This window comes from Brucella sp. JSBI001, assembly GCF_026014005.1.
GTDB classification, from domain to species: domain Bacteria; phylum Pseudomonadota; class Alphaproteobacteria; order Rhizobiales; family Rhizobiaceae; genus Brucella; species Brucella anthropi.
In genome coordinates this window covers 1,162,630-1,185,595 of the sequence record NZ_CP110339.1, presented here as the reverse complement: position 1 = coordinate 1,185,595, position 22,966 = coordinate 1,162,630, and the positions used below count along the sequence as shown (strand labels likewise).

Below are 22,966 nucleotides of genomic sequence, written 5' to 3'. Positions count from 1 at the left end.
AAAGCTCAGGGAATATTACGTAACCATTGCTGGGTCGAGAATTTCTCGACCGCAAGCTTTTCCGCAGCTGCATATTCTTCCGGCGTAATCTTGCTGCTCACGCCGCCATTCAGCGACACGAACATATCCTTCATGCGCTTGATGACTTCTTCGCGCGGCAGTCCTGTCTGGCTGCGAACCGGGTCGACACGCTTGACCGCGCTGGCCGTGCCCTTGTCACTCAACTTCTCGCGCCCGATGCGCAGGACCTTCACCATCTTCTCGGCATCCATGTCATAAGCCATGGTGACATGGTGGAGAACTGTTCCCTTGGAAAAGCGTTTCTGCGCCGCACCGCCGATCTTGCCCTTGGAGCTCGAAATATCGTTCAGCGGTTTATAGAAAGCATCGATGCCGAGCGAGTTGAGCGCCTTCAACACCCAATCATCCAGAAATGCGTAGGAATCGGCGAAGCTCATATCCCCTACGAGTTCGCCCGGCGCATAAAGCGAATAGGTGATGGTACTGCCGGGTTCCACGAACATCGCGCCGCCACCGGTAACGCGACGGACGGTTTCAACACCGAATTCCCGCGTTGCGTCCATATCGACTTCATTGCGCAGCGATTGAAATGCGCCGATGATGATGGCGGGACGTTCCCATTCCCAGAAGCGTAACGTTGGCGCGCGGCGTCCGGCGGCAACCTCCTGCGCCAGAACCTCGTCAAGCGCAAGATGCATGGCAGGGGAAACCGGAGGCATTTCAACGATCTGCCATTCGAAATCCCGCCATGTGCGAGCAACACCCAAAGCCCGCCGGACGGCAATCGCAACCGCTTCGGGGCTGAAGCCGAGCATCATGGCGTCGGGCCGAAGACCTGCCCTCACAGCGTCGGCAATCTGCTCCGACGACGCATCGGCAGAGAGACCTTCGACAGCGTTGCGGATATCCTCCAGAGCCTCGTCCGGCTCCAGGAAGAAGTCGCCCGCCACCTGCACATTGCTCAGGCGCCCGTCACGAACATCCAGATCGACAACGACAAGTTTTCCGCCGTGGACTTTGTATTCGCCGTGCATATGGGCAGCCTTCCAAAGAGTGAACGTGAGTGTTTCACTCTCATTTCATGAAAGCTGCGGGAAAGGAAGCGGTTCAGGAGTGGTCGATGGATTATATTCCAGCTTCAGAAGGCGCGACGTGCTGATCAAGCGAGGTCTGGCGCACTTCCTTGGTCTTGTGGCCGACATAGAATCCAGTGGCAATCATGGCCGCCAGAACAACGACAATCGATTTGAAACTGAACGGCAGATGGTGCATTTCTGGTCCTCACTCCAGCTCCAAGCAAACCAGAGCAGGAAATGATTGTCGACCCCACATTCGTTCCAGCTCTTCGACACCCGCAAAATTCCTGTCAGGCGTTGCAAGCTTGCAGCTCTTTGTGAACTGCGCATTCATCCTCTGTTCAAGATATCGGAACTAAAGCATATTTCATCGATATCAGAGGGACTCATCATGACACCTGCACTCAAGACGACTGTTGCTTCACTATGCCTTGGCGGCCTGGTGGCCGTCCTCTCCCCGCTTGTAACGCCGGCGTCCGCAGCCAAGTTGCAGCGCTGCGCAAGCGAGAACGGAGTCTGCCAGCTGCCCTACCCGGCTGAAGTGGTCTATGGCACCGGCGGACAAAATACGTCGCGCTTCATTGATCGGCCACAGGTCACCTGTTCGAACCGCGTCTTCGGTGACCGGCGCCGGGCAAAAAGAAAAGCTGCTCCTTCGTGGTTCAGGATCGCTGGGAAGACAGGCCTGGCCGTCCGGGTCGCCCTGATCGCCCCGGACGCCCGGATCGGTATGATCCGTATGACCGCTATGATGACCGCGACCGCGACTGGAGCCGTTGTGCGAAGGAAGGCGGGTTCTGCGATTTTTACGGTCGCAAGCGCGTCCGCTACGGCGCAAACGGCCGGTTCACGGAAGGCGTCTTCCGCAATGGCGTCCAATGTGACAATCGCGCCTTCGGCGATCCCGCACGCGGTAAGGCTAAAGCCTGCTACGTACTCGATTAAGAGTCGGACGTAAGAATATAGAAGCCCGGACTGATCAGTCCGGGCTTTTTCTATCTAGCTAATGCAGAATCTCGAAAATATACATATCACGCTGTTTTTATTATACTTTTTTTCCAGCTTCACCGAAAATTCTATAGCAGTTACGACCTTTGCCCTTTGCCTCATAGAGCGCAATGTCCGCATTGCGGGCGAGTGTGTCCGGCGTTGTGCCGTCGCGCGGTGCGAGAACTGCCCCTACGCTTGCCGAAACATCCAGATTGACGCCGTGGATGAGGAAAGGTTCACGAAAAGCCTCAACCACCCTTCCTGCCACCGTCTCGATTATTTCCATGCAATCTTCATCAGGAAGAATGACGGCGAATTCGTCACCTCCCACACGCACCGGAATATCCGTTTCCCTTAAGGCGGAACGCAAACGTTGAGCCGCTTCGATCAGAAGCGCGTCGCCCATCAGGTGACCGTAGGTGTCGTTGACCGCCTTGAACCGATCGAGATCGATCAGCAGCGCACCAATCGGCTTGCCCTGCTGCAAGGCTTTTTCGATCATCGGAATGGCAAGTTCGGTGAGAGCCCCGCGATTATAAAGTTTGGTCAGGCGGTCGGTCAGTGCGAGGCGCTTGAGAGCGGTGGAATCGTCAGTGAGGAATTTGTTGGTCTTTTGCAACCGCAGCAATCCACTCGCAATGCGAGCAAAATCCTCAAGCTTGGCACGTTCCGTATCGGAAATCTTTCGCGGCCTGCTATCGACAATGCACAGGGAGCCGACCGTCAATCCGGCATCGACAGATACCGGTGCACCAGCATAAAAGCGGAAACGCGGTTCGCCGGTCACATAAGGCATGCTGCAAAAGAAATCGTTCTCGACCATATCCTCAATCACGAAGAGCTCACCGCTTTCCACCACGAAGGTGCAGGCAGTCAACTCGCGGGGACAACTGCTGACCTTTTCGCCAGCATTGGCAGCAACACGCTGCCAGTCCTCGTCAATGATATTGAGAGCAGATGTGCTGACGTCAAAAACGTCTTTCACAAGCGATACAAGGGTATCCAGTTCGGGCAGTCCAAGGCTGGACACGGAAACAAGACTACGGACGCTTTCAAGTCGCTCGACTTCATTGGCAGGAACCGAAAAAGGCTTCTTTTCCGTCATCGAACTATAGGCATCCATGCTCATCATTCTCACCGTCATCTATGCTCCCTTTTTGGATATAGATAGTGATGAGAACCTCGACAGCAAGCCAAGCTTGTCCGGACAGGCAGAGTTCGAACAGGTTTTTGTCAGGCGGAAGCAAGATGGCGAAACAGGTGTTTCACTATAAAACAAAAAAAAGCGGCGGCCGAATGGGCCGCCGCCTCTGTCGCTAGAAACATGGACTGGAGGTCATCATAGTTCTACGACAATGCGTGTGCTGAAGCGGGCACTATTAGCCAGCGTATCAGCTAGAATATCAGAACGAGCGCTGGAAGCGGATCTTGCCCTGCCAGGCGTCTTTGCCGTCCATGCTCGTGTTCTTGTCCTGCCACTTGGTGTAGGAAACTTCAGGCGTGATGGTGAAGCCAGGAACGATCTGGTAGGCAACGTTTGCCGTTGCAGCGAAGGTTTCGCTGTCGTCATAAGCGGCCTGTACGTTGAAAGTGGCCTTGCTGGTTGCCTTGTAAGCTGCGCCGCCCCAGACTGCCCAGTCACCGCCCCAGGTGCCGTAGAACGAGTCGATGATACGGACGCGATAACCGCCCGACGTGCCGTAATGATCGTCGTTGGACTTGTATGCGCCCTGCAGCCAGACCGAGAACTGATCGGTGATGTTAACATCGCCGCGGACCTTTCCGGCCCATTCCTCGTTACGGGCGTCATAGGCGACGACACCGGCGATCTTGCCCCAGCTCTGCTCGTATTTCAGGCCACCGACCACATGCGGCATGTAATCCTTGATGGTGACGTCTACGTTCGAGTCGGTGTTGCCACCTTCTTCAAAGGAGACAATGGCCGAGAAACCGTTCCCGCCCTTGAAGGTGTAGCTGATGAGGTTGGTACGGTAGCCGCCAGCGAGGATCACGTCGTCGCTGATGACGTTGCCGAGGTAACCGGTGAAAGTGACGAAAGCCGATTCATCCAGACCGACGCGCAGGCCGCCAAGCTGGATATAGGCGTAACGCAGCGAGGTGCTGGTGGAGCCGCCATTGTAATTGTTGGCTTTGCCGTTGCCGTCGCCGTTCCAGTCGTAACGCAGTTCGCTATAGGTCTTGAGCGTGCCGAGTTCTGTTTCGGAAGCGGTCGAGAAACGAAGGCTGACGCGGGCCAGCTTGTTCCAGGTGTCGCGCTCCAGCTGTGCGGGGGTACGAGCATAATTGTTGTCGCCACCGCTTGCGTCGTAGCGAACATAACCATGAATGCGAAGGCAGGTTTCCGTTCCCGGAATGTAGAAATAGCCAGCACCATATGCATCGCATACGCGGACATATTCGACTGCTTCCGGCTCAGGTGCCACGATCGCATCGGCTGCTTGCGCGCCAGAAATCGCTACGAGCGATGCTGCCGAACCGAGAAGAACTTTTCTGATATTCATAAATGCGTCTCCAGTAGATGAGTTAGACGCCACCGCTATATTTACTCACAATAACTTGATCAATGTTTATTCAATGTATTTTTTGTGAATTATTTATATGTGATATAAAAGTTACTTCATATATATTTTATAAATACAAAATTATTCAGAATAAGAATAAAGTAATTCCTGTCATCGCCGCTCCACGCAACGAATCCACCATATCAGCGATAATTTTATTCAGCCCCTTATGCCCTTCCAATCCGCGTAACGAGCGGACGCCCTCGCCTATCCGGCAACGGTGAAAGTTTTATAACAGCAACAAGAAATATACGTCGCGAGGCGGATAATTGCGCGTGTTTTCCAGTTCACGCTGGAAAGCCATAAACCGCGACTCGTCAATTCAAATGCATGGAATGTTGATTCGTCATTGTCGACCTGACGAAGTGAATTTCCTCGGTCATTCTCTGACCCAATAAAGAAAACGAAGGCAGCAGGGGTAATGCAATGGTTCTATTCTCTATTGTCATAGGCGTGCTGACGTCTGCGGTGGTAATTGCGGCGTGCATCATGCTTTGGAGATATGAACGTCCCTGAAATTTCCCACAGAAAGAGTGGGCGTGGCGACTGGCCCACTTCGACAGTCGAATCCAATAATAGCCTGGCCTACTTCGGTTGATTGCCCTGCATTTTGTTCGCTTCCGCGATTGCAGATACGGTGATGCGTGGAGCTTCCGTCTTCGCTTTTTCGGCAATGTCAGCGAGCATGCGCAGCCTGCCCACGGCCTTCCATTCGGCTTTTTCAGTCACCCTGGCGCGTATTTCATCAATTCGCTTCAAAATGTTTTCATTTGCTTTCAGACGCATTTTATTGCCAAGATTAGGCTCAAATCCGGCTCGCTGATATGCCCGTCTGCTGTCAGACCTTCAGCCAATTCCTTTGCGAACATTTCCTGCTTTGCATTTTTCAAGACTGGCTTATGCCCATCACCATAAGGATACTCTATGATGAGATCAGAAGACGCTCTGTTGCTGAATGCTATTAGCGCCCAGGCCGACCGGGCCGAATTGATTATACCCAAGACCCTTTCGCTAAATCCGATTGCCGAACGACTACACGACGAATTCCCACATCGATCCACTGCCGAAATAGAAACTCAGTGCCGAGTTGTCTGGCAGGATCGTTATCTGTTCTGGAACTGATATTCGCCTTCACAACTGGTTTTGGCGTAGACACGTCGTTATCGAGGCGCAGAACAAAACCGATCCAGTGCTGCCGACGCAGGGTCAGCAGTCACTACCCCGCTTCGGCGGGTTTTTGTTTAGGCAATAAGTGCGGTGGCTGTACGTGATGAGGCGGGCTCTTACGACCCGCTCATTTCGTTATTCTTTTTCTTTTTATCTTCGTCGTAATGCCACTTGATGGCGAAGAACATGGCCACGCCTAACACGAGAACCTTGAACACCACGAAGAATATCGGAATCCATTCCATCTTCTGAATATTTCCATACAGCTATCAATCGCGAGGAGCATTACCTCAGAACCGCTGCCTCGGCATCTTCTTTTTTGTGCCATTGGTACTTTGATAAAATCAGGCGGCATCGATTTCCAACCATTGCCGAGTTAGAAAGTTTGATGGATAGGGATTTTTCTTTAATTTCAATGAAGTGAATGGTGGGCGTGACAGGGATTGAACCTGTGACCCCTCCCGTGTGAAGGGAGTGCTCTCCCGCTGAGCTACACGCCCGATGAGCCAAGCTCGATCAAGGTGGTGCGGATATACTGGCCAGCGGCTGCATAAGTCAAGCGTCTCGCAAGCCTGTTTCCAAAGAGATTTCGATCTTCTCCCCCAACAGCTTCTGATCGCAAAGAAAAACGGCAATCACCCATCGATGATTACCGTTCTGTTTTGATACGGGAGGGATTTCAGAGCGCTGCGAGGCGCGAACCTGCCGTCTTGTCGAATGCTTTCTGCAATCCGGAATCACGGTCGTAAACATCGCCGTAATAATGGATTTTTCCATCCGCTTCCGGCCATGCGGTGAAATAGGAAATGAAGACAGGCACAGGTTCCTTGACCTTGATGCCACGCTCATTCTTGCCGAAATATTTTTCCAGATCCGTCACCGATGTCCCCAGAACCGCCGCCGCCATGTCACGTGGGCGTTCCAGACGAATGCAGCCATGGCTCAGGGCACGCATATCGCGGCTGAAATAGGATTTGGCCGGAGTGTCGTGCATGTAGATATCATGCGCATTCGGGAACAGAATTTTGAGTTCGCCCAGCGCATTGTCGAGGCTCGGCTTCTGGCGAATACCGACATGGGCTTTGCCCGCGGCAACTGCACTCCAGTTGACGGCGCTGGCGGAAACCTTCTTGCCGCCTGCATAGACCTCGTAACCATTGCGGTCGAGATAGCTCGTATCACGCATGACCTTGGGCAGCATCTCGTTCAGGATGATGGAGCGCGGCACGCCCCATGACGGATTGAAAACGACCGTCTGCACCTTGTTGTAGAAGAAGTAGGTCTGATGGGTTGGAGAGCCGATAACCACATTCATGGCCAGCTTCTCTTTTCCGTCCTCGAAATATTCGGCACGGTAAGCCGGCTGATTGACCATCACGTAACGCGTGCCGAAATCATGCGGCAGCCAGCGCAGGCGCTCCATGGAATAAAGGATACGGTCGCGTTTGATGGAAGATTGCTCGCCTTGAAGTGCGGAAAGCGTATTGCGACCGATGACGCCGTCCGGCGTGCTGCCCGAAAGCTTCTGATAATCCTTGATTGCAGAAACCAGTTCCGGATCATAGACGTCGCCGCTTGCATGCGTGTCCAGCACTTGCTTGTGCTGTGCCAGATAGCCAGCAGGCGCATGTCTCGAAATCAGCGCAACCACCTTGCTGAGCTGGTCATTGGTATCGCCCGGCTTGATGATGCCATTCAGCGAGATGCGGATTGGCTCGGCAGATGGCGGCTCGGTATTCGCAAGCTCGCGCTTCAACGCCGCATATTGCTCATTGCTCGGCTGGAAACCATGCAGATAGGCAGCCGGATCGCTTTCCGATGCCAGCTTTTCGAGAACGGCTTTCAGATCGACACGGTTGCGCGGCAGATCGTGGAAACCACTGAGGCGGTCTGCGATTACACGTCCCTCACCCGCATCGATGGCATAGCGCAGCGCGCGGGCAGACATGCGAATTTCAAATTCTGCGAGTTTCTGCTGGCGCTCAGATTCAGCAGCGCCATCGAAATTGTCAGCCGGGATCGTGACTGCATATTCATCCGGGTTGAGCCCGTCTTCGTCCGCACGGGCAAAGAAAGCCGCAACATTCTTGGCGCGGTCGAGCACTTTATCGTCGGCCGACCACATGAAAGAGCGCTGACTTGAATAATAGTCGACGATCGCCTGAGCGATCTCTTTCTCGGCTTTGACATTCACGGATTTCAGATAATTCGTCGCTGCATCGAAGGCACGCTGCCCCGGCGTTTCTTCGCGAATCTGCGGACGGATCGGCGACATGCCCGATGTCAGCGGATCGACGGTCACTGGTTCGGTTGCTGCAGTTACCTGCATATCGAGCGCGCTGAAATCGATATTGACCAGAGTATCCGGCTTGTAGTCGTAAATCTGCGGCCCTTTGACGGTCACGCGCTGGACTGGCGGAAGGCTGCGCACAGCGGCACGAGGAGCAGAAACGGCCTTCGGTGCTACAGGTGCGCGAGGAGTGACTTGCGGCTGAACAGGCTGGGCTGGCTGCACCTGCTGCTGGCGACGCTGTTGGAAAAGTTCCATCAACGAATTTGCGGCTTGAGCCTGTGCCGTGGGGAGAAACACCGAAGCTGCCAGAGCTATCGCGGCTGCGCGGCGGATATTTTGTCCGCGTGCGGCGCTGCTCTTTTCATCCATCTGCGAGTGTCTGGAAAACTGCATTTCAAACCGCCAAAGTTAATGCGTTCGCTCAAAAGCGAATCCGTCCGAATCTCACCCGTAGAATTTACCAATCTCGTATAGAAACTTTTAACGCTATTGTTTCCTGAAGCAATTTTCTGTTTTGCGTTCATCACAATTGTTTGAGGCTTCTTCTCGGGAGACAAACCCGGAATGCCTTAATGAACAAAGTGACGCAGTGGCATCCACTCCGCATCGCGCTAAAAGCCCCACAGACTATGGTTCTGAAGCATTTCTTCGGAACTTCGATCAACACATATCGCGCGAGCCGGAAACGATGACGACCTCCGGCTGGCGCAGCTGGCAAGCAAGCGAGGTACCGCGATGGCAGAAGCAAGCGCCGCCGATCTTTTTCCTCTTGGTGAAGACGACACCCCTTACCGCAAGCTGACTTCCGATCATGTCTCTGTCGATACGTTCAAGGGACAGGAAGTCCTGACTGTCGATCCGGAAGGGCTTCGCCTACTTTCGGAAGCGGCCTTTGCCGATATCAACCATCTGCTGCGCCCCGGCCATCTGCAGCAGCTTGCCCATATTCTTGAAGACCCGGAAGCAACGGATAACGACCGTTTTGTCGCCTACGATCTTCTGAAGAACGCCAATATCGCAGCAGGCGGCGTGCTTCCCATGTGTCAGGATACCGGCACGGCCATCATCATGGGCAAGAAGGGCCGTCGCGTCTGGACCGAAGGCGGTGATGCCGATGCGCTCGGCGCTGGCGTGCTCGACGCCTACAACAAGAAGAACCTGCGTTATTCGCAGCTGGCGCCTCTTTCGATGTTCGAGGAAAAGAACACCAAGAACAATCTGCCTGCCCAGATCGATATCTATGAAGAAGGCGAAGACGCCTACAAGTTCCTTTTCGTTGCCAAGGGCGGCGGTTCGGCGAACAAGACATTCCTCTATCAGGGAACGCCGTCGCTCCTGACGCATGACCGCATGATCGACTTCCTCAAGGACAAGATCCTGAGCCTCGGCACAGCTGCCTGCCCGCCTTACCATCTGGCAATTGTCATCGGCGGCACTTCGGCTGAGATGAACCTCAAGACGGTCAAGCTTGCCTCAACGCGCTATCTGGACAGCTTGCCGACCGAGGGTTCCGAAACCGGACATGCTTTCCGCGATCTCGAAATGGAAGCTGAAATCCATAAGCTGACGCAGTCTCTCGGCGTCGGCGCGCAATTCGGCGGCAAATATTTCTGCCATGACGTCCGCGTCGTTCGCCTGCCGCGCCACGGCGCTTCGTTGCCAATCGGCATCGGTGTTTCCTGCTCCGCCGACCGTCAGGCCAAGGGCAAGATCACCAAGGACGGCATCTTTCTGGAAAAGCTGGAAACCAACCCGGCCAAGTACATGCCGGATATCGACGAGGAAAAACTGTCGTCGCATGTGGTCAAGATTGACCTCAACCAGCCGATGCAGGACATTCTCAAGGAATTGTCGAAACACCCGGTCAAGACGCGCCTGTCGCTCTCCGGTCCGATCATCGTGGCGCGCGATTTGGCCCATGCCAAAATTCGCGAGCGGCTTGAAAACGGCGAAGCCATGCCGGACTATTTCAAGAACCACCCGATCTATTATGCTGGCCCGGCCAAGACGCCTGCCGGTTATGCTTCCGGCTCGTTCGGGCCAACCACGGCAGGCCGTATGGATTCCTATGTGGACCAGTTCCAGTCCTTTGGCGGCTCGATGGTGATGCTCGCCAAGGGCAACCGTTCGCGTCAGGTGCGCGAAGCCTGCGGCCAGCACCGTGGGTTCTATCTGGGCTCCATCGGTGGCCCGGCTGCCCGTCTGGCCCAGGATTGCATCAAGAAGGTCGAGGTTGTCGAATATCCGGAACTCGGCATGGAAGCGATCTGGCGTATCGAAGTGGAAGATTTCCCGGCCTTCATCGTCATCGATGACAAGGGCAACGATTTCTTCAAGGAACTCAATCTGGGCTAAAAAGTAAAAGGGCGGCGCAAGCCGCCCTTTCTGTTTCAGGCATTTGTGCCGCCATCGATCGTGAGCGTAGCTCCAGATACGAAACGCCCTTCGGGGCTGGCAAGCCAGGCCACCAGACTTGCAATATCATCAGGCGAACCGAAACTGCCGGTTGCGATAAGCTCGCGTTGCTGTTCGGCATGTTCCCCAGCCGCCGGATTCATATCCGTATCGGTGGAGCCGGGTTGAACGACATTGACCGTGACGCCCTTTGGGCCGAGGTCACGCGCCAGACCTTTCGTCAAACCGATCAGCGCCGCCTTGCTTGCCGCATAAAGGCTGATGCCCGGCCACGGCACGCTTTCGGCGAGGTTGGAGCCGATGGTTATGACGCGTCCGCCAGCACCAAGGTGTGGTGTGGCCGCTGAAACGGCGGCAAAGACAGCCCGGAAGTTCACAGCCATAACCTCATCGAAGTCGGCAAGTGTGACCTCTTCCAGCGGGGCCGCATGCCAGATGCCAGCACTGTTGACCAGTATATCCAGACGACCAAAATCCTTGACCGCTTTCTCGATTGCCGCCGCAATCTGGCTCGCGTCGCGATTGTCGGCCTTCAGCGCCAGAGCCTTGCCACCATTGGCTACGATTTCGGAAACCACAGCTTCAGCTTTTTCCTTGCCGTTCACATAAGTGACGACAACTCCCGCGCCATCTTTCGCGAGCCGTCGTGCAATCGCTGCACCGATGCCGCGACTTCCGCCGGTGATGAAGGCAACCTTTCCGTTCAAAGCTTCGGCTGACATACCATTCCTTTTTGTATTGATTGATACATAATTGCTGACAGGCTTGCACAGAACCGTCAAGCGATTTATTTAATGATCGATACAGAAAGGTTCGCACGTGGCAGAAAAAGGACGGCCCCGCAGCTTCGACCGCGAAACAGCGCTTCGTGCTGCAATGTTGATATTTTGGGAGAAAGGCTTCGACGGATCGTCGCTGGCCGATCTGACGATGGCTATGGGCATCAATGCGCCAAGCCTCTATGCGGCATTCGGAAGCAAGGAAGAACTCTATCTCGAAGCCCTCGCCCTTTATGCGGGTGAAGTGGGCATTGAAATCTGGTCGGCACTGGATGAAGCGCCGGATGTTCGTGCTGCTTTCGAGCGTTTTCTGCTTGCCACGATAGATGCCTACTGCGAGGAATCCGTGCCGCGGGGCTGCATGATTGCTCTGGATACGCTTCATCGGACGCATTCAAGCGACAAAGTCTGCGACGTGCTGCGCAATCACCGCCAGACCAATATCAAAATCCTGAAAAAGCGGCTCGAACGCGGCATTCGCGACGGCAATATTCCCGCATCCGTCAATTGCGAAGCGGTTGCGACCTTTTACGCGACAGTCCAGAACGGCATGTCCATTCTCGCACGCGATGGCGGAACGCGGCAAGATCTCACCGCAACGGCACTGGGCGCCATGGCAGGTTGGGAGAAACTTGTTCTCACCGAAACATCATCAGGCAACCAGCCTTAATCGCGGACCGTCATCAAGATAATCCGCCACCAGGGACGCCACTTCAGCACTCGCAATGATGCGGCGATGCCCAAGGCCATCCGCCCAGTGCACCCTGACATGAGAGCCTGCCTTGCCGGCCATTTCCGCGCAGATGGCGGGAACTTCCTTATCGTCATGCGCGTGGATGACCAGCGTCGGAATTGTCATGCGGCGCAGATGAACGTCGGTATCGAAATCCGTGATCGGGCGCGCTGCGAGATGACGGACTTGCTCCTTCATTGCGTTGCGCACGTCACGACCAAGCCCAAGCACTTTGCCGAAACCGTCAAAGACGCCTGCCATGGAGTGCGGGGAAGCAATTGTCACCAGCTTTGCTGGGCGATGTGACTGGTAGCACCCGAGAGAACCCGCTGCGGCATTGACGATGACCGCACCACCGAATGAGTGACCGATCATCGCATCGAACGGACCATACTGGCGCCACGCAACATCAACGGCGGCGATTGCCTGTATCATGTTGAGGGTGCGGCCTGCCGATGCGCCATGCCCCGGCAGGTCGATGGAGACAACTCGTTCCCCACGCGCAACAAGCTCGCGAATGATCGCTATCATATCCGCTGTGCGCGATCCCCAGCCATGAACGACAAGCGACGTTCTTCCCACATAAACATCGGGTTCGAACAAATAGGTTGCGATAAGCCCGCGATCGATAATCAGATCGAGCCGCTTTGCCTGACTGAGTTCGTTGCTCGCCTGTTCAAGCCGCGCGGCATAGGCCTTGGTCTTCGGCTTGCGGCTTGGCGTTCGACAGAAAATCCTGAACGCGGCGCGACCTGCCTTGTCGGCATCAATGCGGCCAAGCACACCCAGACCGAATCGCGTAACCTGCAAAGAAATCGATGTCATGACAGGGCCTCAATATGTTCAATCCTGAACAAATAATTGTACAAGAATGAACAAAATGCAAGACAAGACTCAAAAACTGCCGTGGGACAATCCGCGCTTCAAGAACTGGATTGCCGTTGCACGTGCCGGCAAAGCGGTGGAACGCGCCCTCGCCCAGGGGCTGGCGACCTTCGATCTCAAGATCGCCGATCTCGATGTGCTGATGAATGTTTATCGTCATCCCGGCGAATCCCAGCATGATCTTGCGCGCCGCATTCTCGTCGGACGTTCGAACATCACCATGTTGCTGCCGAAGCTAGAAAAGCGCGGCTTGCTGGTGCGCGAGGGCGACCCGGCAGACAAGCGCGTGATGCGGCTGACACTAACCGCCAAGGGCGAAAAGCTTCTGGGACATGCGCTGACGATCTATACCGACCTGATTGACCGCGTCATGGCGCAATCGACAAATGCGCAATGCAACGCGATGGGCGATGTGATGCGGCGCATATCCGAAATGCTGGAGAAAGAATGACCGGCAGGCGGGATCAACGATCCCGCTTCAGGCCTTTTTCGGCGAGCTCATCGAGATAAGTTTGCCATAACGTGTCCTTCTCGGTGCCGAGCTTGTGGAGATAGGTCCACGAAAACAGGCCGGTATCGTGCATGTCGTCAAACGTTATGCGGACGGCGTAATTGCCGACCGGCTCCATCTTCATGATTTCGACAGCCCGCTTGCCACCAACTGTGATGCGCTGTGCCGGCGAATGCCCCTGTACTTCTGCCGAAGGCGACAGCACACGCAGCAACTCGGCGGTCAGCTCGAATTTCTGGCCATCATCGAACGCCACAGTCATCAGTTTGCGGTCGTGTGAGACACGCAATTCAGTCGGCCAGACCTCACTCATCACCATTCTCCAGCTTGGTTCTTCGCCAGCTTTTGATAGGCCCCGCGTTAAAATATCGCAATAGTCGCGGTCATTATTGAAAGAGCTTCGCGTGCGTGAAACTGGACATTGAGGCTCGCAGATCCTATTTCTAGGTAGACGACGCGGATATTCCTCCGCATCCTGTGGAAACAACGGCTTAATGATGTACACAAACCAAGCCCAGCCACTTGTTTCCCCGACTGGACCCATGATTGATCCTTTCGGGCGTGCCATTACCTATCTTCGTGTTTCAGTGACGGATCGTTGTGATTTCCGCTGCACCTACTGCATGGCGGAACACATGACGTTCCTGCCCAAGAAGGATTTGCTGACGCTTGAGGAACTGGACCGGCTTTGCACCGCCTTTATCGACAAGGGTGTCAGGAAACTGCGCCTGACCGGTGGCGAGCCTTTGGTGCGCAAAAACATCATGCACCTGATCCGGCAGCTGTCGCGCCATCTGAAATCAGGTGCGCTGGATGAATTGACGCTGACCACGAACGGATCGCAGCTTTCACGCTTTGCCGACGAGCTGGCGGAATGCGGCATACGCCGTATCAATGTCTCGCTGGATACGCTCGATCCTGAAAAATTCCACCAGATCACCCGCTGGGGCGATCTTCCCCGGGTTCTTGAGGGTATTGAAGCCGCACAACGCGCCGGTATCCGCGTCAAGATCAATGCAGTCGCGTTGAAGGATTTCAACGATCACGAAATTCCCGAACTGATCCGCTGGGCCCATGGCCGCGGTATGGACATGACGCTCATCGAAACAATGCCGATGGGCGAGATCGAGTTCGACCGTACGGACCAGTATCTGCCGCTCTCGCAGCTGCGCGAGGACCTGTCGCAGCAATTCACGCTTTCAGATATTCCTTACCGTACAGGCGGCCCTGCCCGCTATGTTACGATTGAGGAAACCGGCGGGCGGCTCGGATTCATCACGCCGATGACGCATAATTTCTGCGAAAGCTGCAACCGCGTCCGGCTTACTTGCACCGGTATGCTTTATATGTGCCTAGGCCAGAATGATGACGCCGATCTGCGCAAGGCCTTGCGGGAAAGCGAAAGCGACCTGCTGCTCAGCCAGGCCATTGATGAAGCTATTTCGCGCAAGCCGAAAGGCCATGATTTCATCATCGACCGCGATCATAATCGACCGGCGGTTGCTCGCCACATGAGTCTTACCGGCGGCTGAGCGATTTATACTTAAAAAAGCACACAACCCGAAATAATTGTCGCGAGATCGACTTTAAAACGGTATGCAATCTTAAACTGGATTCTGTATCGTGCCGCAGTCAGCAAATTTTCGCGCAAGTATTTTCATGCTTCTCGCCATGGGCACCTTCACCATCGGCGATACGATCACAAAATACCTCCTGACCGAGATGAACAGCGGACAGTACATGCTGATCCGAGGCATATTCGCCACGGTGCTGATCGGTTTGCTCGCCTGGCGCCACGGTGCATTGCGCAATCTGTCGCTTGAAAAGATGACGATCCTGCGCGTCGTAGGCGAAGTTGTCGCCACCATCACCTATATTTACTCGCTCGGCCATCTCTCGCAGGCGTTCTGTTCGGCTGTCTTTCAGGCAACGCCGCTTGTCGTGACGCTTGGAGCAGCACTCTTCCTGAAGGAAAAAGTGGGCTGGCGTCGCTGGTCCTGTATTCTTGTCGGCCTTGTCGGGGTTCTCATCATCATCCGGCCCGGAACGGATGGTGCTGCAAGCCTTACTGCCGTCGCTGTACTTCTTGCCAGCGTAGGCTTTGCCGCCACGCGGGATATCGCCACACGCCGTGTGCCCGCTCACGTGCCGACCCTCTATCTCTCGACATTGACCGCAGGCGCGATAACATTGACCGGCGGCGCGCTGACCGTTCCAATGGGCGGATGGCAGCCCGTTGGAATTACAGCAGTCGGCGCCATGGCCATTGCCGCTGTCCTTCTCCTCGTCGGATATCACTTCATCATTCTCGCCATGCGTGAGGGCGAAGTGTCATTCGTTTCGCCGTTCCGCTATTCCAGCCTGCTTTGGGCAATCGGCCTCAGCACTTTGATTTTTGGCGAAGCACCCGACATATATACGATCATGGGATCGGTTCTGGTGGTCGGAAGTGGCGTCTATATGGTCTATCGTGAAAACGTGTTGAAGAAGCGGGAGCGCAACAAAAGCACATTGGCGACGATCCCGACCGGCGTGGAACCCTCATGATTGCAGGCGCAATCATCGCTGGCGGGCTCTCCAGCCGCATGCAGCAAGGCGGCGTTGCGGGTGACAAATTCCTTCAGCCGCTCGGCAGCACCGGCACTATTATTTCCCATGTCGTCAGAAGAATCAAACCGCAGGTCGAAGCGCTTGTCATCAATGCGAATAGCGATGATCCCCGCCTGACTGATCTCGGCGTGCCGGTGATCAAGGACCTGCCGGCAGAACATGGCGGCCCGCTGATCGGCATTCTGACCGCGCTGACGCAGCAGGCACAAGAGTCCTCATTGCTGCTAACGACAGCAGCCGATACGCCATTCCTGCCTCGCGACCTCGCGGACCGCCTTCTTGCACGTCGGAACCAAACCGGGGCGCGGATCGTTCTCGCCAGTTCCCTTACCCGGGTCCATCCGATTTTCGGACTATGGGAAACCGGACTGGCTGACGAACTCACCGTCTGGCTCACCAATACCAGCAGGGCCAGCGTCTTCGCATTCGCCGAACATATCGGATTTGAAACGGTTGATTTTCCGCTTGTCTTCGTTGGCGATAGACCGGAAACATATGACCCGTTCTTCAATATCAATCGGCCCGACGATCTTGTCGCCGCCCGAAAACTGGTTGAGGCAATGGAATGAACCAGAAGCTTTTCGGCATTACCGGCTGGAAAAACTCCGGCAAGACGACAATGACCGAACGTCTGGTCGCATGCCTTACGGCACGTGGATACCGTATCGCCACCATCAAGCACGCCCATCATAATTTCGATATCGACCATGAAGGCACCGATTCCTGGCGTCATCGAAAGGCCGGAGCAGCGGAAGTGGCTATCGTCTCGTCGCAGCGCTACGCAATCATGCATGAAGGTCTCGGCGAAGAAGAACCTTCTCTATGGGAGATTGCGGCCAAGCTGGCGCCTTGCGATCTGATTCTGGTCGAGGGCTACAAGCGGGAGACGCACAAGAAAATCGAACTGCGTCGCGAAGGCGGCCACGCCGGGCCGGCTCTCTCCGTTGACGATCCCGCCATCGTCGCCGTTGCCAGCGACCAGCAGCAACCCGGCGAAAAAGTGCCGGTGTTCGGCATCGATGAAATAGAGCAAATAGCCGATTTCATCGAAGGCGTTATGGGTCTCTGAGAGACTCTCTATAATTTCCCTCTTTGACAACACAATTCACCGCTTTCCGGTGAAGGCATGCAGAAAACGCCGAGGAATTCCCCCCTTGGACACACAATTTAATTACGCAGACCATCTTGCCAATCGTCTCAAAATGGTGGGAATATCGTTTGCAGATCTGATGGTGGGGACGGAAGCGCGAAAAAATATTGCGCATGATCGGCTCAACCATCTATTGGTAGTGGCCGGGGGGGAATCCGCTACCAAACGTGCAATTTAAAGTTTCACGGTCGTGACTACCCCTTAAGCGGCTGAACCAGAAGAAATAATCAGGGAACCAGCCAGAACAAAACGAGAGGACTGAAAATGCGCGTATTGAAGCGTATCGCCGCCGCGGCATCTGTTGCTGCGCTGGCAATTACGATCGGTAGCATGACTGCCGGTGTTGCAAATGCAGAAGAGCCACTCAAGCTCAAGATCGGCACCGAAGGCGCCTATCCTCCATTCAACTTCATCAAGCCAGACGGCACCCTCTCGGGCTTCGACGTCGATATCGCCAAGGCGCTCTGCGAAGAAATGAAAGCGCAGTGCGAATTCGTCACCCAGGAATGGGACGGCGCTATTCCTGCCCTTCAGGCTGGCAAGTTCGACGCCTTCATCGCCTCCATGTCCATCACGGACGAGCGCAAGAAGCAGGTCGACTTCTCCAACAAATATTACAACACGCCTCCCGGCATCGCAGCTCCCAAGGATACCGACATCAAGGGTGTGACCAAGGAAGACCTCGCTGGCAAGACCATTGGCGTTCAGGTTTCCACCACACACTCCAATTACTCGGAAAAGACTTTTACCGACAGCACGATCAAGGCCTATCCGACTGCTGAGGAATACCGTCTTGATCTCGCCAATGGCCGTCTCGACGCCGTCAACGACGATAGCGTGACACTGGCCGAATGGCTGAAGTCGCCGGATGGCGCCTGCTGCAAGATGGTCGGCACTTTCCCGCCGGTTATCGAGATCCACGGTCCGGGCGCTGGCGTTGCCTTCAAGAAGGGCCGTCCGGAGCTGGTTGAAAAATTCAACGCAGCCATCAAGGCGATCCGCGCAAACGGCAAATACAAGGAAGTCAACGACAAGTACTTCGACTTCGATGCTTATGGCGCCGAAAATTAATCAAAATTGACACCTATGCGCCGGTTTGCTTTCCGCAAATCGGCGCAAAACATTTGTATGGGCATGCCGTACAAGCCTTGCCGGGCAAAAACCTCGCAGGCGATAAAAACATAGGCAAATGCCTTTAGGAAAAAGAATAGGCGCATGGAACACTACGCCACTTTGTTGAGTTTCGGCCCCGACGGATGGGGTGCCAGTATTGCCTGGGGGCTTCTGGTAACCGTCTCGCTGGCTCTCGCAACACTCCCCGTTGGTCTCGCACTCGGATTTCTAGTTGCTATCGGCAAGCAGTCCACCGAACCATCGATCCGGCTCGCTTCAAACATTTACACGACTATCTTTCGTGGTTTGCCTGAGCTTCTAACCCTCTTTCTCGTTTATTTCGGCGCCTCTCTCGGGTTGCAACGGCTTCTCAGTCTGTTCGGCATCGAAGCGAATGTGGAAATCAATGCGTTCGGCGCCGGTATGGTTGCGCTGGGCTTCGTCTTCTCGTCCTATTCGAGCGAAGTCTTCCTTTCGGCGTTTCGCGCAATTCCGCGCGGGCAGTATGAAGGCGGTTATGCAGTTGGCCTGTCGCACTGGCAGACCATGCGCAAGGTCATCCTGCCGCAGCTGATCCGCATCGCCCTGCCCGGCCTTGCCAATCTTTGGCTGGTGCTGCTCAAGGATACGTCGCTGGTTTCGGTCATCACATTGTCCGATATTCTGCGGCAAACCTCCATCGCGGCACGCGTGACCAAGGAACCATTTCTGTTCTTCGGCATAGCCTGCCTGCTCTATCTGGTTCTCGCAATCATCTCGTCCTACTTCATCAATCGCATTGCCCGCTGGGCTGATGCGGGCGCCAACCGGTCGCGAGGTGCATGATATGAGCCAGACTGTTTCCACTACGACAATTCCCGCGATGGCTCCGCCACCCGTGGTCAAGCAATGGACGCGGATGCGCGTTGCCGGCCATATCATCGTTGCCTTCTGGTTCCTTCTTTTCGCTGGCCTTGCGATCTATCTCTACAATGCATGGCGTATCGATCTGTTTGAAACCTATGGGCCACGCTACTGGTCCGGGCTTCTGATAACGCTGAAACTGGTTGCCGTATCGATTGTCATAGGCGCCCTGCTCTCGCTACCGATCACGGCCGCGCGCATGTCCAACAATCGCTGGCTGCGCGGAATTGCTTTCGGCTATGTCTATTTCTTCCGCGGCACGCCGCTGCTGGCGCAGACATTCCTTATCTATTATGGCTTCGGCACCTTCCGTCCTTTTCTGGAAAGCATCGGGCTCTGGGTGTTTTTCCGCGATGCGTGGAATTGCGCCATTCTGGCGTTTTCGCTCAACACGGCAGCCTACCAGGCTGAAATCCTGCGCGGCGCTATCCAGAGCGTGGCGCTGGGCCAATGGGAAGGCGCTGCGGCGCTTGGCATTTCGAAGCGTGTGACGTTCTGGAAGGTCATTCTTCCGCAGGCGCTCATCGTGGCGTTGCGTCCTTACGGCAACGAAATCATCCTGATGATCAAGGGTTCGGCCATTGTAGCTATCATCACCGTGCTTGACCTGATGGGTGAAACGCGCCGTGCCTATTCGCGGACATTCGATTTCCAGACTTATCTCTGGGCTGCAGTCATTTATCTGCTTATCGTCGAATGCCTGCGGCACGTTTGGGATTTCCTCGAACGAAGGCTGACCCGCCATCTCATTCGTTAGAGATCACTAAACCGGCATAAAACCAAAATATCGCCCCCGGCAGCCTTGCAGCTTCCGGGGGCGTTCTGTTTAGAATACAGCTTCCAACAGTAAGGTAACAGGTTGAGTCATGCTGAAAATCTGGGGTCGTATCAATTCCACGAATGTGAAGAAGGCGCTCTGGACAGCGCGCGAACTCAATCTCGACTATGAACAGATCAATGTCGGTGGCCAGTTCGGTGGATTGAAAGATCCAGCTTACCTCGCACGCAATCCGAATGGGCTGATCCCCTTGCTGGAAGACGGCGACACAGTGCTGTGGGAATCCAATACCATCACGCGGTATCTCGCGGCAGCTTACGGCAAAGGCACGCTGTGGATCGAAGATCCAGCCAAGCGCGCGCAGGCCGAAAAATGGATGGATTGGGCTTCCGCATCCTTCTACACCAATTTCAGCAACGTCATGAAGCATCTGATCCGGCTGCCGGAAGCTGAGCGCGATCCAGCCATTCTGGAACAAGGTCTTCAGGGCCTTGCGCAATCAATGCAAATTGCCAATGAGGGCTTGAAGGAAGCTCCCTGGTTCTCGGGCGAGAACTTCGGTATCGGTGATATTCCCACCGGATGCTACGCCTATGCCTGGTTTGAGTTTCCGATTGAGCGTCCCTCTCTTCCGCACCTTGAAGACTGGTATGGCCGCCTCAAACAGCGTCCGGCCTATCAGGCGGCCGTTATGACGCCTCTCACCTGATTTCTAGAATTATCCAGAGGAATGAACGAATGACGACATCCGCTAAAGTCGCCTTTCTGGGCCTGGGCGTCATGGGTTATCCCATGGCAGCTCACCTCAAGAACAAGGGCGGTCACGACGTCACGGTCTATAACCGCACGACGGCAAAAGCCGAAAAATGGGCCAAGGAATTCGGGGGTAACTTTGCCGCGACACCTGCCGAAGCCGTGCGCGATGCAGATTTTGTTTTTGCCTGTGTCGGTAACGATGATGACCTTCGTTCCGTGACCATCGGCCCGGATGGCGCCTTCTCAACCATGAAGAAGGACGCGATCTTCATCGACAACACAACAGCCTCTGCGGAGGTTGCTCGTGAATTGGATATCGAAGCACAGAAGCGCGGCTTTCATTTCATCGACGCCCCCGTCTCCGGTGGTCAGGCCGGTGCCGAGAACGGCGTTCTCACGGTAATGGTCGCGCGCCGGAAGCCGTTTTCGAGCGTGCCCGGCCAGTTATCGATGCTTATGCGCGTATGGTCGGCCTCATGGGACCGGTCGGCTCGGGCCAGCTTGCCAAGATGGTCAACCAGATCTGCATTGCTGGTCTCGTTCAGGGACTGGCCGAAGGTATCCATTTCGGCAAGAAAGCTGGTCTCGATATCGAAAAACTGTTCTCGGTGATCTCGAAAGGCGCGGCTGGCTCCTGGCAGATGGAAAACCGGTCCGGCACCATGAACCAGGGCAAATATGATTTCGGCTTTGCCGTCGACTGGATGCGCAAAGACCTTGGCATCTGCCTTGAGGAAGCTGACCGCAATGGAGCACTTCTGCCTGTGACCGCCCTCGTGGACCAGTTCTATAAGGAAGTGCAGAAGATCGGTGGCAGCCGCTGGGACACATCTTCATTGCTTGCGCGGCTGGAACAGCCCTGAGACAAACGATCCTCAACAAAAAAGCCCGGCATTGCCGGGCTTTTCGTTTGTCACGCATCAAGCTTAGAACTTGACCTTTGCAGTGAGCGAAAGACCACCGACGAAGTCGTTACCGAACTCGCCCTTGGAACCAGTTAGGTTTGGCTTACCGTTGACAACCGTATCGTCGAGTTCACCCGAAGACAGCCAACCGGCGGCACCCGCCAGACGAACTTCAAACTGTTCATTAGGCTTGTAGTTGGTACCAAGGCCAAACAGCCAGACGTCGGTCTGCGAGGTCAAGCCTGTGCTGGTTCCGCGATCCCAGGTAACAGTACCGGCCACCGACCATTGATCATTAAACTTGTGGCCGACGCCGCCGCTAACCGTCCAGCCGTCCTGATAATACAGGTTCAGACTGGTGATCGTGGTGCCTTTGCGAGTGACATTGTTGTCAGATGCGTTGAAATCCACCTGTGTTATGGATGACCAATCTGTCCACTTGACCGAGCCAAAAGCAAGCCAGTCCGGAGCGATACCGGTCTGGAACTTGAATTCAACCGACTGTGGTGTATCAACATCGCTTTCAACATTGATCGGAATACCACGACCGCCGACAATCGCCAGATTGTCAATCGTGCCTTCAAGATTATACTTGAGCTTGGACTGATAAACCAACGTCGCGCGCATCGCATATTCTGGAATTTCATAGGCAGCACCGAGACGCCAGCCCACTGCCTCATCCTCAACATCCAGGGAACCGATACGGAAGGTGCCACCGAATGCAGAGCCAGGAGGTATCATCTTGGTCTGCTCGCCTTTGAGCTCCTGATAGCTCACACCGCCGAGGATACGGAAATAGCTTTTCTCGCCAGCTGCAAAACGATACGAGCAGTTTACGCCGTAATCGTTCGAAGAAATCTTCTGATCGATGGCAGTGAACATACGAACCGTATCAACGCCAACGTCGGTGTGAATTCCCCAAGGCTGACGATACTGCGCCGCACAGGCAAGGTCGTCGGTCAGGTCGAACTTTGCCGAAGCCTTGGGAACCCAATAACTCTTTGCTTCATCGACGCTGGTTTCATAAGGCTGTCGCGTGATCGGATTGATACCGCCGGTGGCCGCACCTACCCGCGAGCCACGGATATTCTTCAGCTTACGCTGTGGCGCCACATAGGTTCCGCCAGCTTCGACGGCATTGCCCTTTTCGAAGAGAATATCGAAATCCTGCGAGCTACGCTCAAAGCCGCCTGCATTGGCAGCAACCGCGCTTCCGAGGAGAGCTGCGACCATTCCTGCCATTTTCACGCGCTGTACACTCATAATGTCCTCCCAAACAGCAACGGTATTAACGTTGAC

At 55.0% G+C, this 22,966-nt stretch carries 23 protein-coding genes, 1 tRNA gene and 1 pseudogene; 13 read left to right on the top strand and 12 right to left on the bottom strand.

Features of this window, described 5'->3' with window-relative positions; translation table 11 throughout:
- Positions 1–5 precede the first annotated feature (5 nt).
- Complete coding sequence (locus LJ361_RS05825) at positions 6–1,055, bottom strand: biotin/lipoate A/B protein ligase family protein (RefSeq protein ID WP_010660170.1); 1,050 nt, start codon at positions 1,053–1,055, stop codon at positions 6–8.
- 91 nt (positions 1,056–1,146) lie between these two features.
- The gene (locus LJ361_RS05820; RefSeq protein WP_155243322.1) at positions 1,147–1,293 is read right to left on the bottom strand and encodes a hypothetical protein; all 147 of its coding nucleotides are present in this window, start codon (positions 1,291–1,293) and stop codon (positions 1,147–1,149) included.
- A 461-nt stretch (positions 1,294–1,754) separates the two neighbouring features.
- On the opposite strand from LJ361_RS05820, the gene LJ361_RS23470 reads away from it, so the two are divergent.
- On the top strand, positions 1,755–2,042 hold the full coding sequence (locus tag LJ361_RS23470) for a hypothetical protein (RefSeq protein ID WP_320109275.1): 288 nt from the start codon (positions 1,755–1,757) through the stop codon (positions 2,040–2,042).
- A 100-nt stretch (positions 2,043–2,142) separates the two neighbouring features.
- Here LJ361_RS23470 and LJ361_RS05810 read toward each other — a convergent pair whose 3' ends face one another.
- The 6 genes from LJ361_RS05810 to LJ361_RS05785 all read right to left on the bottom strand — a co-directional run bounded on the left by LJ361_RS05810 (position 2,143) and on the right by LJ361_RS05785 (position 8,498).
- Entirely contained in the window at positions 2,143–3,231 is a 1,089-nt protein-coding gene (locus tag LJ361_RS05810; RefSeq protein ID WP_264812961.1) for a sensor domain-containing diguanylate cyclase, read from the bottom strand.
- Positions 3,232–3,490: 259 nt separating this feature from the next.
- Positions 3,491–4,609 (bottom strand): porin, encoded by a 1,119-nt coding sequence (locus LJ361_RS05805; RefSeq protein ID WP_010660173.1) that lies wholly within the window; start codon positions 4,607–4,609, stop codon positions 3,491–3,493.
- 645 nt (positions 4,610–5,254) lie between these two features.
- The gene (locus tag LJ361_RS05800) at positions 5,255–5,455 is read right to left on the bottom strand and encodes a hypothetical protein (protein WP_036584043.1); all 201 of its coding nucleotides are present in this window, start codon (positions 5,453–5,455) and stop codon (positions 5,255–5,257) included.
- Between the two features lie 497 nt (positions 5,456–5,952).
- Positions 5,953–6,081 (bottom strand): hypothetical protein, encoded by a 129-nt coding sequence (locus LJ361_RS05795; protein ID WP_010660176.1) that lies wholly within the window; start codon positions 6,079–6,081, stop codon positions 5,953–5,955.
- A 180-nt stretch (positions 6,082–6,261) separates the two neighbouring features.
- A tRNA-Val gene (locus LJ361_RS05790) sits at positions 6,262–6,336 on the bottom strand.
- Positions 6,337–6,515: 179 nt separating this feature from the next.
- Complete coding sequence (locus LJ361_RS05785; protein WP_376787370.1) at positions 6,516–8,498, bottom strand: L,D-transpeptidase family protein; 1,983 nt, start codon at positions 8,496–8,498, stop codon at positions 6,516–6,518.
- A 366-nt stretch (positions 8,499–8,864) separates the two neighbouring features.
- Between LJ361_RS05785 and LJ361_RS05780 the strand changes: the two genes are divergently transcribed.
- Positions 8,865–10,484: a fumarate hydratase gene (locus LJ361_RS05780; protein WP_105529045.1), complete on the top strand. Its 1,620-nt coding sequence runs from the start codon at positions 8,865–8,867 to the stop codon at positions 10,482–10,484.
- A 35-nt stretch (positions 10,485–10,519) separates the two neighbouring features.
- Here the strand turns inward: LJ361_RS05780 and LJ361_RS05775 are convergent, their stop codons facing one another.
- Positions 10,520–11,266 (bottom strand): SDR family NAD(P)-dependent oxidoreductase, encoded by a 747-nt coding sequence (locus LJ361_RS05775; protein WP_264812956.1) that lies wholly within the window; start codon positions 11,264–11,266, stop codon positions 10,520–10,522.
- 97 nt (positions 11,267–11,363) lie between these two features.
- Here LJ361_RS05775 and LJ361_RS05770 point away from each other — a divergent pair, with 97 nt between their 5' ends.
- Positions 11,364–11,993: a TetR/AcrR family transcriptional regulator gene (locus LJ361_RS05770; RefSeq protein ID WP_105529043.1), complete on the top strand. Its 630-nt coding sequence runs from the start codon at positions 11,364–11,366 to the stop codon at positions 11,991–11,993.
- Here LJ361_RS05770 and LJ361_RS05765 read toward each other — a convergent pair.
- Positions 11,976–12,881 (bottom strand): alpha/beta fold hydrolase, encoded by a 906-nt coding sequence (locus tag LJ361_RS05765; RefSeq protein ID WP_010661311.1) that lies wholly within the window; start codon positions 12,879–12,881, stop codon positions 11,976–11,978. The two genes, LJ361_RS05770 and LJ361_RS05765, sit on opposite strands and share 18 nt — an antisense overlap.
- A gap of 46 nt (positions 12,882–12,927) precedes the next feature.
- On the opposite strand from LJ361_RS05765, the gene LJ361_RS05760 reads away from it, so the two are divergent.
- Positions 12,928–13,392 (top strand): MarR family winged helix-turn-helix transcriptional regulator, encoded by a 465-nt coding sequence (locus LJ361_RS05760; RefSeq protein WP_105529042.1) that lies wholly within the window; start codon positions 12,928–12,930, stop codon positions 13,390–13,392.
- A 13-nt stretch (positions 13,393–13,405) separates the two neighbouring features.
- Here LJ361_RS05760 and LJ361_RS05755 read toward each other — a convergent pair whose 3' ends face one another.
- Complete coding sequence (locus LJ361_RS05755; RefSeq protein WP_105529041.1) at positions 13,406–13,765, bottom strand: gamma-butyrobetaine hydroxylase-like domain-containing protein; 360 nt, start codon at positions 13,763–13,765, stop codon at positions 13,406–13,408.
- A gap of 229 nt (positions 13,766–13,994) precedes the next feature.
- Between LJ361_RS05755 and moaA the strand changes: the two genes are divergently transcribed.
- The 9 genes and pseudogenes from moaA to LJ361_RS05710 all read left to right on the top strand — a co-directional run bounded on the left by moaA (position 13,995) and on the right by LJ361_RS05710 (position 21,625).
- A complete protein-coding gene (moaA, locus tag LJ361_RS05750) occupies positions 13,995–14,984 on the top strand; it encodes a GTP 3',8-cyclase MoaA (RefSeq protein ID WP_029924909.1) in 990 nt (329 codons plus the stop codon).
- Between the two features lie 127 nt (positions 14,985–15,111).
- Positions 15,112–15,999, top strand: coding sequence for a DMT family transporter (locus tag LJ361_RS05745; RefSeq protein WP_043062075.1), 888 nt, complete (start codon positions 15,112–15,114; stop codon positions 15,997–15,999).
- Positions 15,996–16,631: a molybdenum cofactor guanylyltransferase gene (gene mobA / locus LJ361_RS05740; protein WP_105529040.1), complete on the top strand. Its 636-nt coding sequence runs from the start codon at positions 15,996–15,998 to the stop codon at positions 16,629–16,631. The genes LJ361_RS05745 and mobA overlap by 4 nt, the downstream gene beginning before the upstream one ends.
- The gene (mobB, locus tag LJ361_RS05735; protein ID WP_036586792.1) at positions 16,628–17,131 is read left to right on the top strand and encodes a molybdopterin-guanine dinucleotide biosynthesis protein B; all 504 of its coding nucleotides are present in this window, start codon (positions 16,628–16,630) and stop codon (positions 17,129–17,131) included. The genes mobA and mobB overlap by 4 nt, the downstream gene beginning before the upstream one ends.
- 345 nt (positions 17,132–17,476) lie before the next feature.
- Positions 17,477–18,283: an ABC transporter substrate-binding protein gene (locus LJ361_RS05730; RefSeq protein WP_010661304.1), complete on the top strand. Its 807-nt coding sequence runs from the start codon at positions 17,477–17,479 to the stop codon at positions 18,281–18,283.
- A 144-nt stretch (positions 18,284–18,427) separates the two neighbouring features.
- Positions 18,428–19,150, top strand: a complete 723-nt coding sequence (locus LJ361_RS05725; protein ID WP_010661303.1) for an ABC transporter permease — start codon at positions 18,428–18,430, stop codon at positions 19,148–19,150.
- 1 nt (position 19,151) lies between these two features.
- The gene (locus tag LJ361_RS05720; protein WP_029376257.1) at positions 19,152–19,985 is read left to right on the top strand and encodes an ABC transporter permease; all 834 of its coding nucleotides are present in this window, start codon (positions 19,152–19,154) and stop codon (positions 19,983–19,985) included.
- Positions 19,986–20,094: 109 nt separating this feature from the next.
- Positions 20,095–20,715: a glutathione S-transferase family protein gene (locus LJ361_RS05715; protein ID WP_012092117.1), complete on the top strand. Its 621-nt coding sequence runs from the start codon at positions 20,095–20,097 to the stop codon at positions 20,713–20,715.
- 29 nt (positions 20,716–20,744) lie between these two features.
- Positions 20,745–21,625: pseudogene (locus tag LJ361_RS05710) on the top strand (NAD(P)-dependent oxidoreductase).
- A 63-nt stretch (positions 21,626–21,688) separates the two neighbouring features.
- On the opposite strand, the gene LJ361_RS05705 reads toward LJ361_RS05710, so the two are convergent.
- A complete protein-coding gene (locus LJ361_RS05705; RefSeq protein WP_105529037.1) occupies positions 21,689–22,930 on the bottom strand; it encodes an OmpP1/FadL family transporter in 1,242 nt (413 codons plus the stop codon).
- Positions 22,931–22,966: the final 36 nt, after the last annotated feature.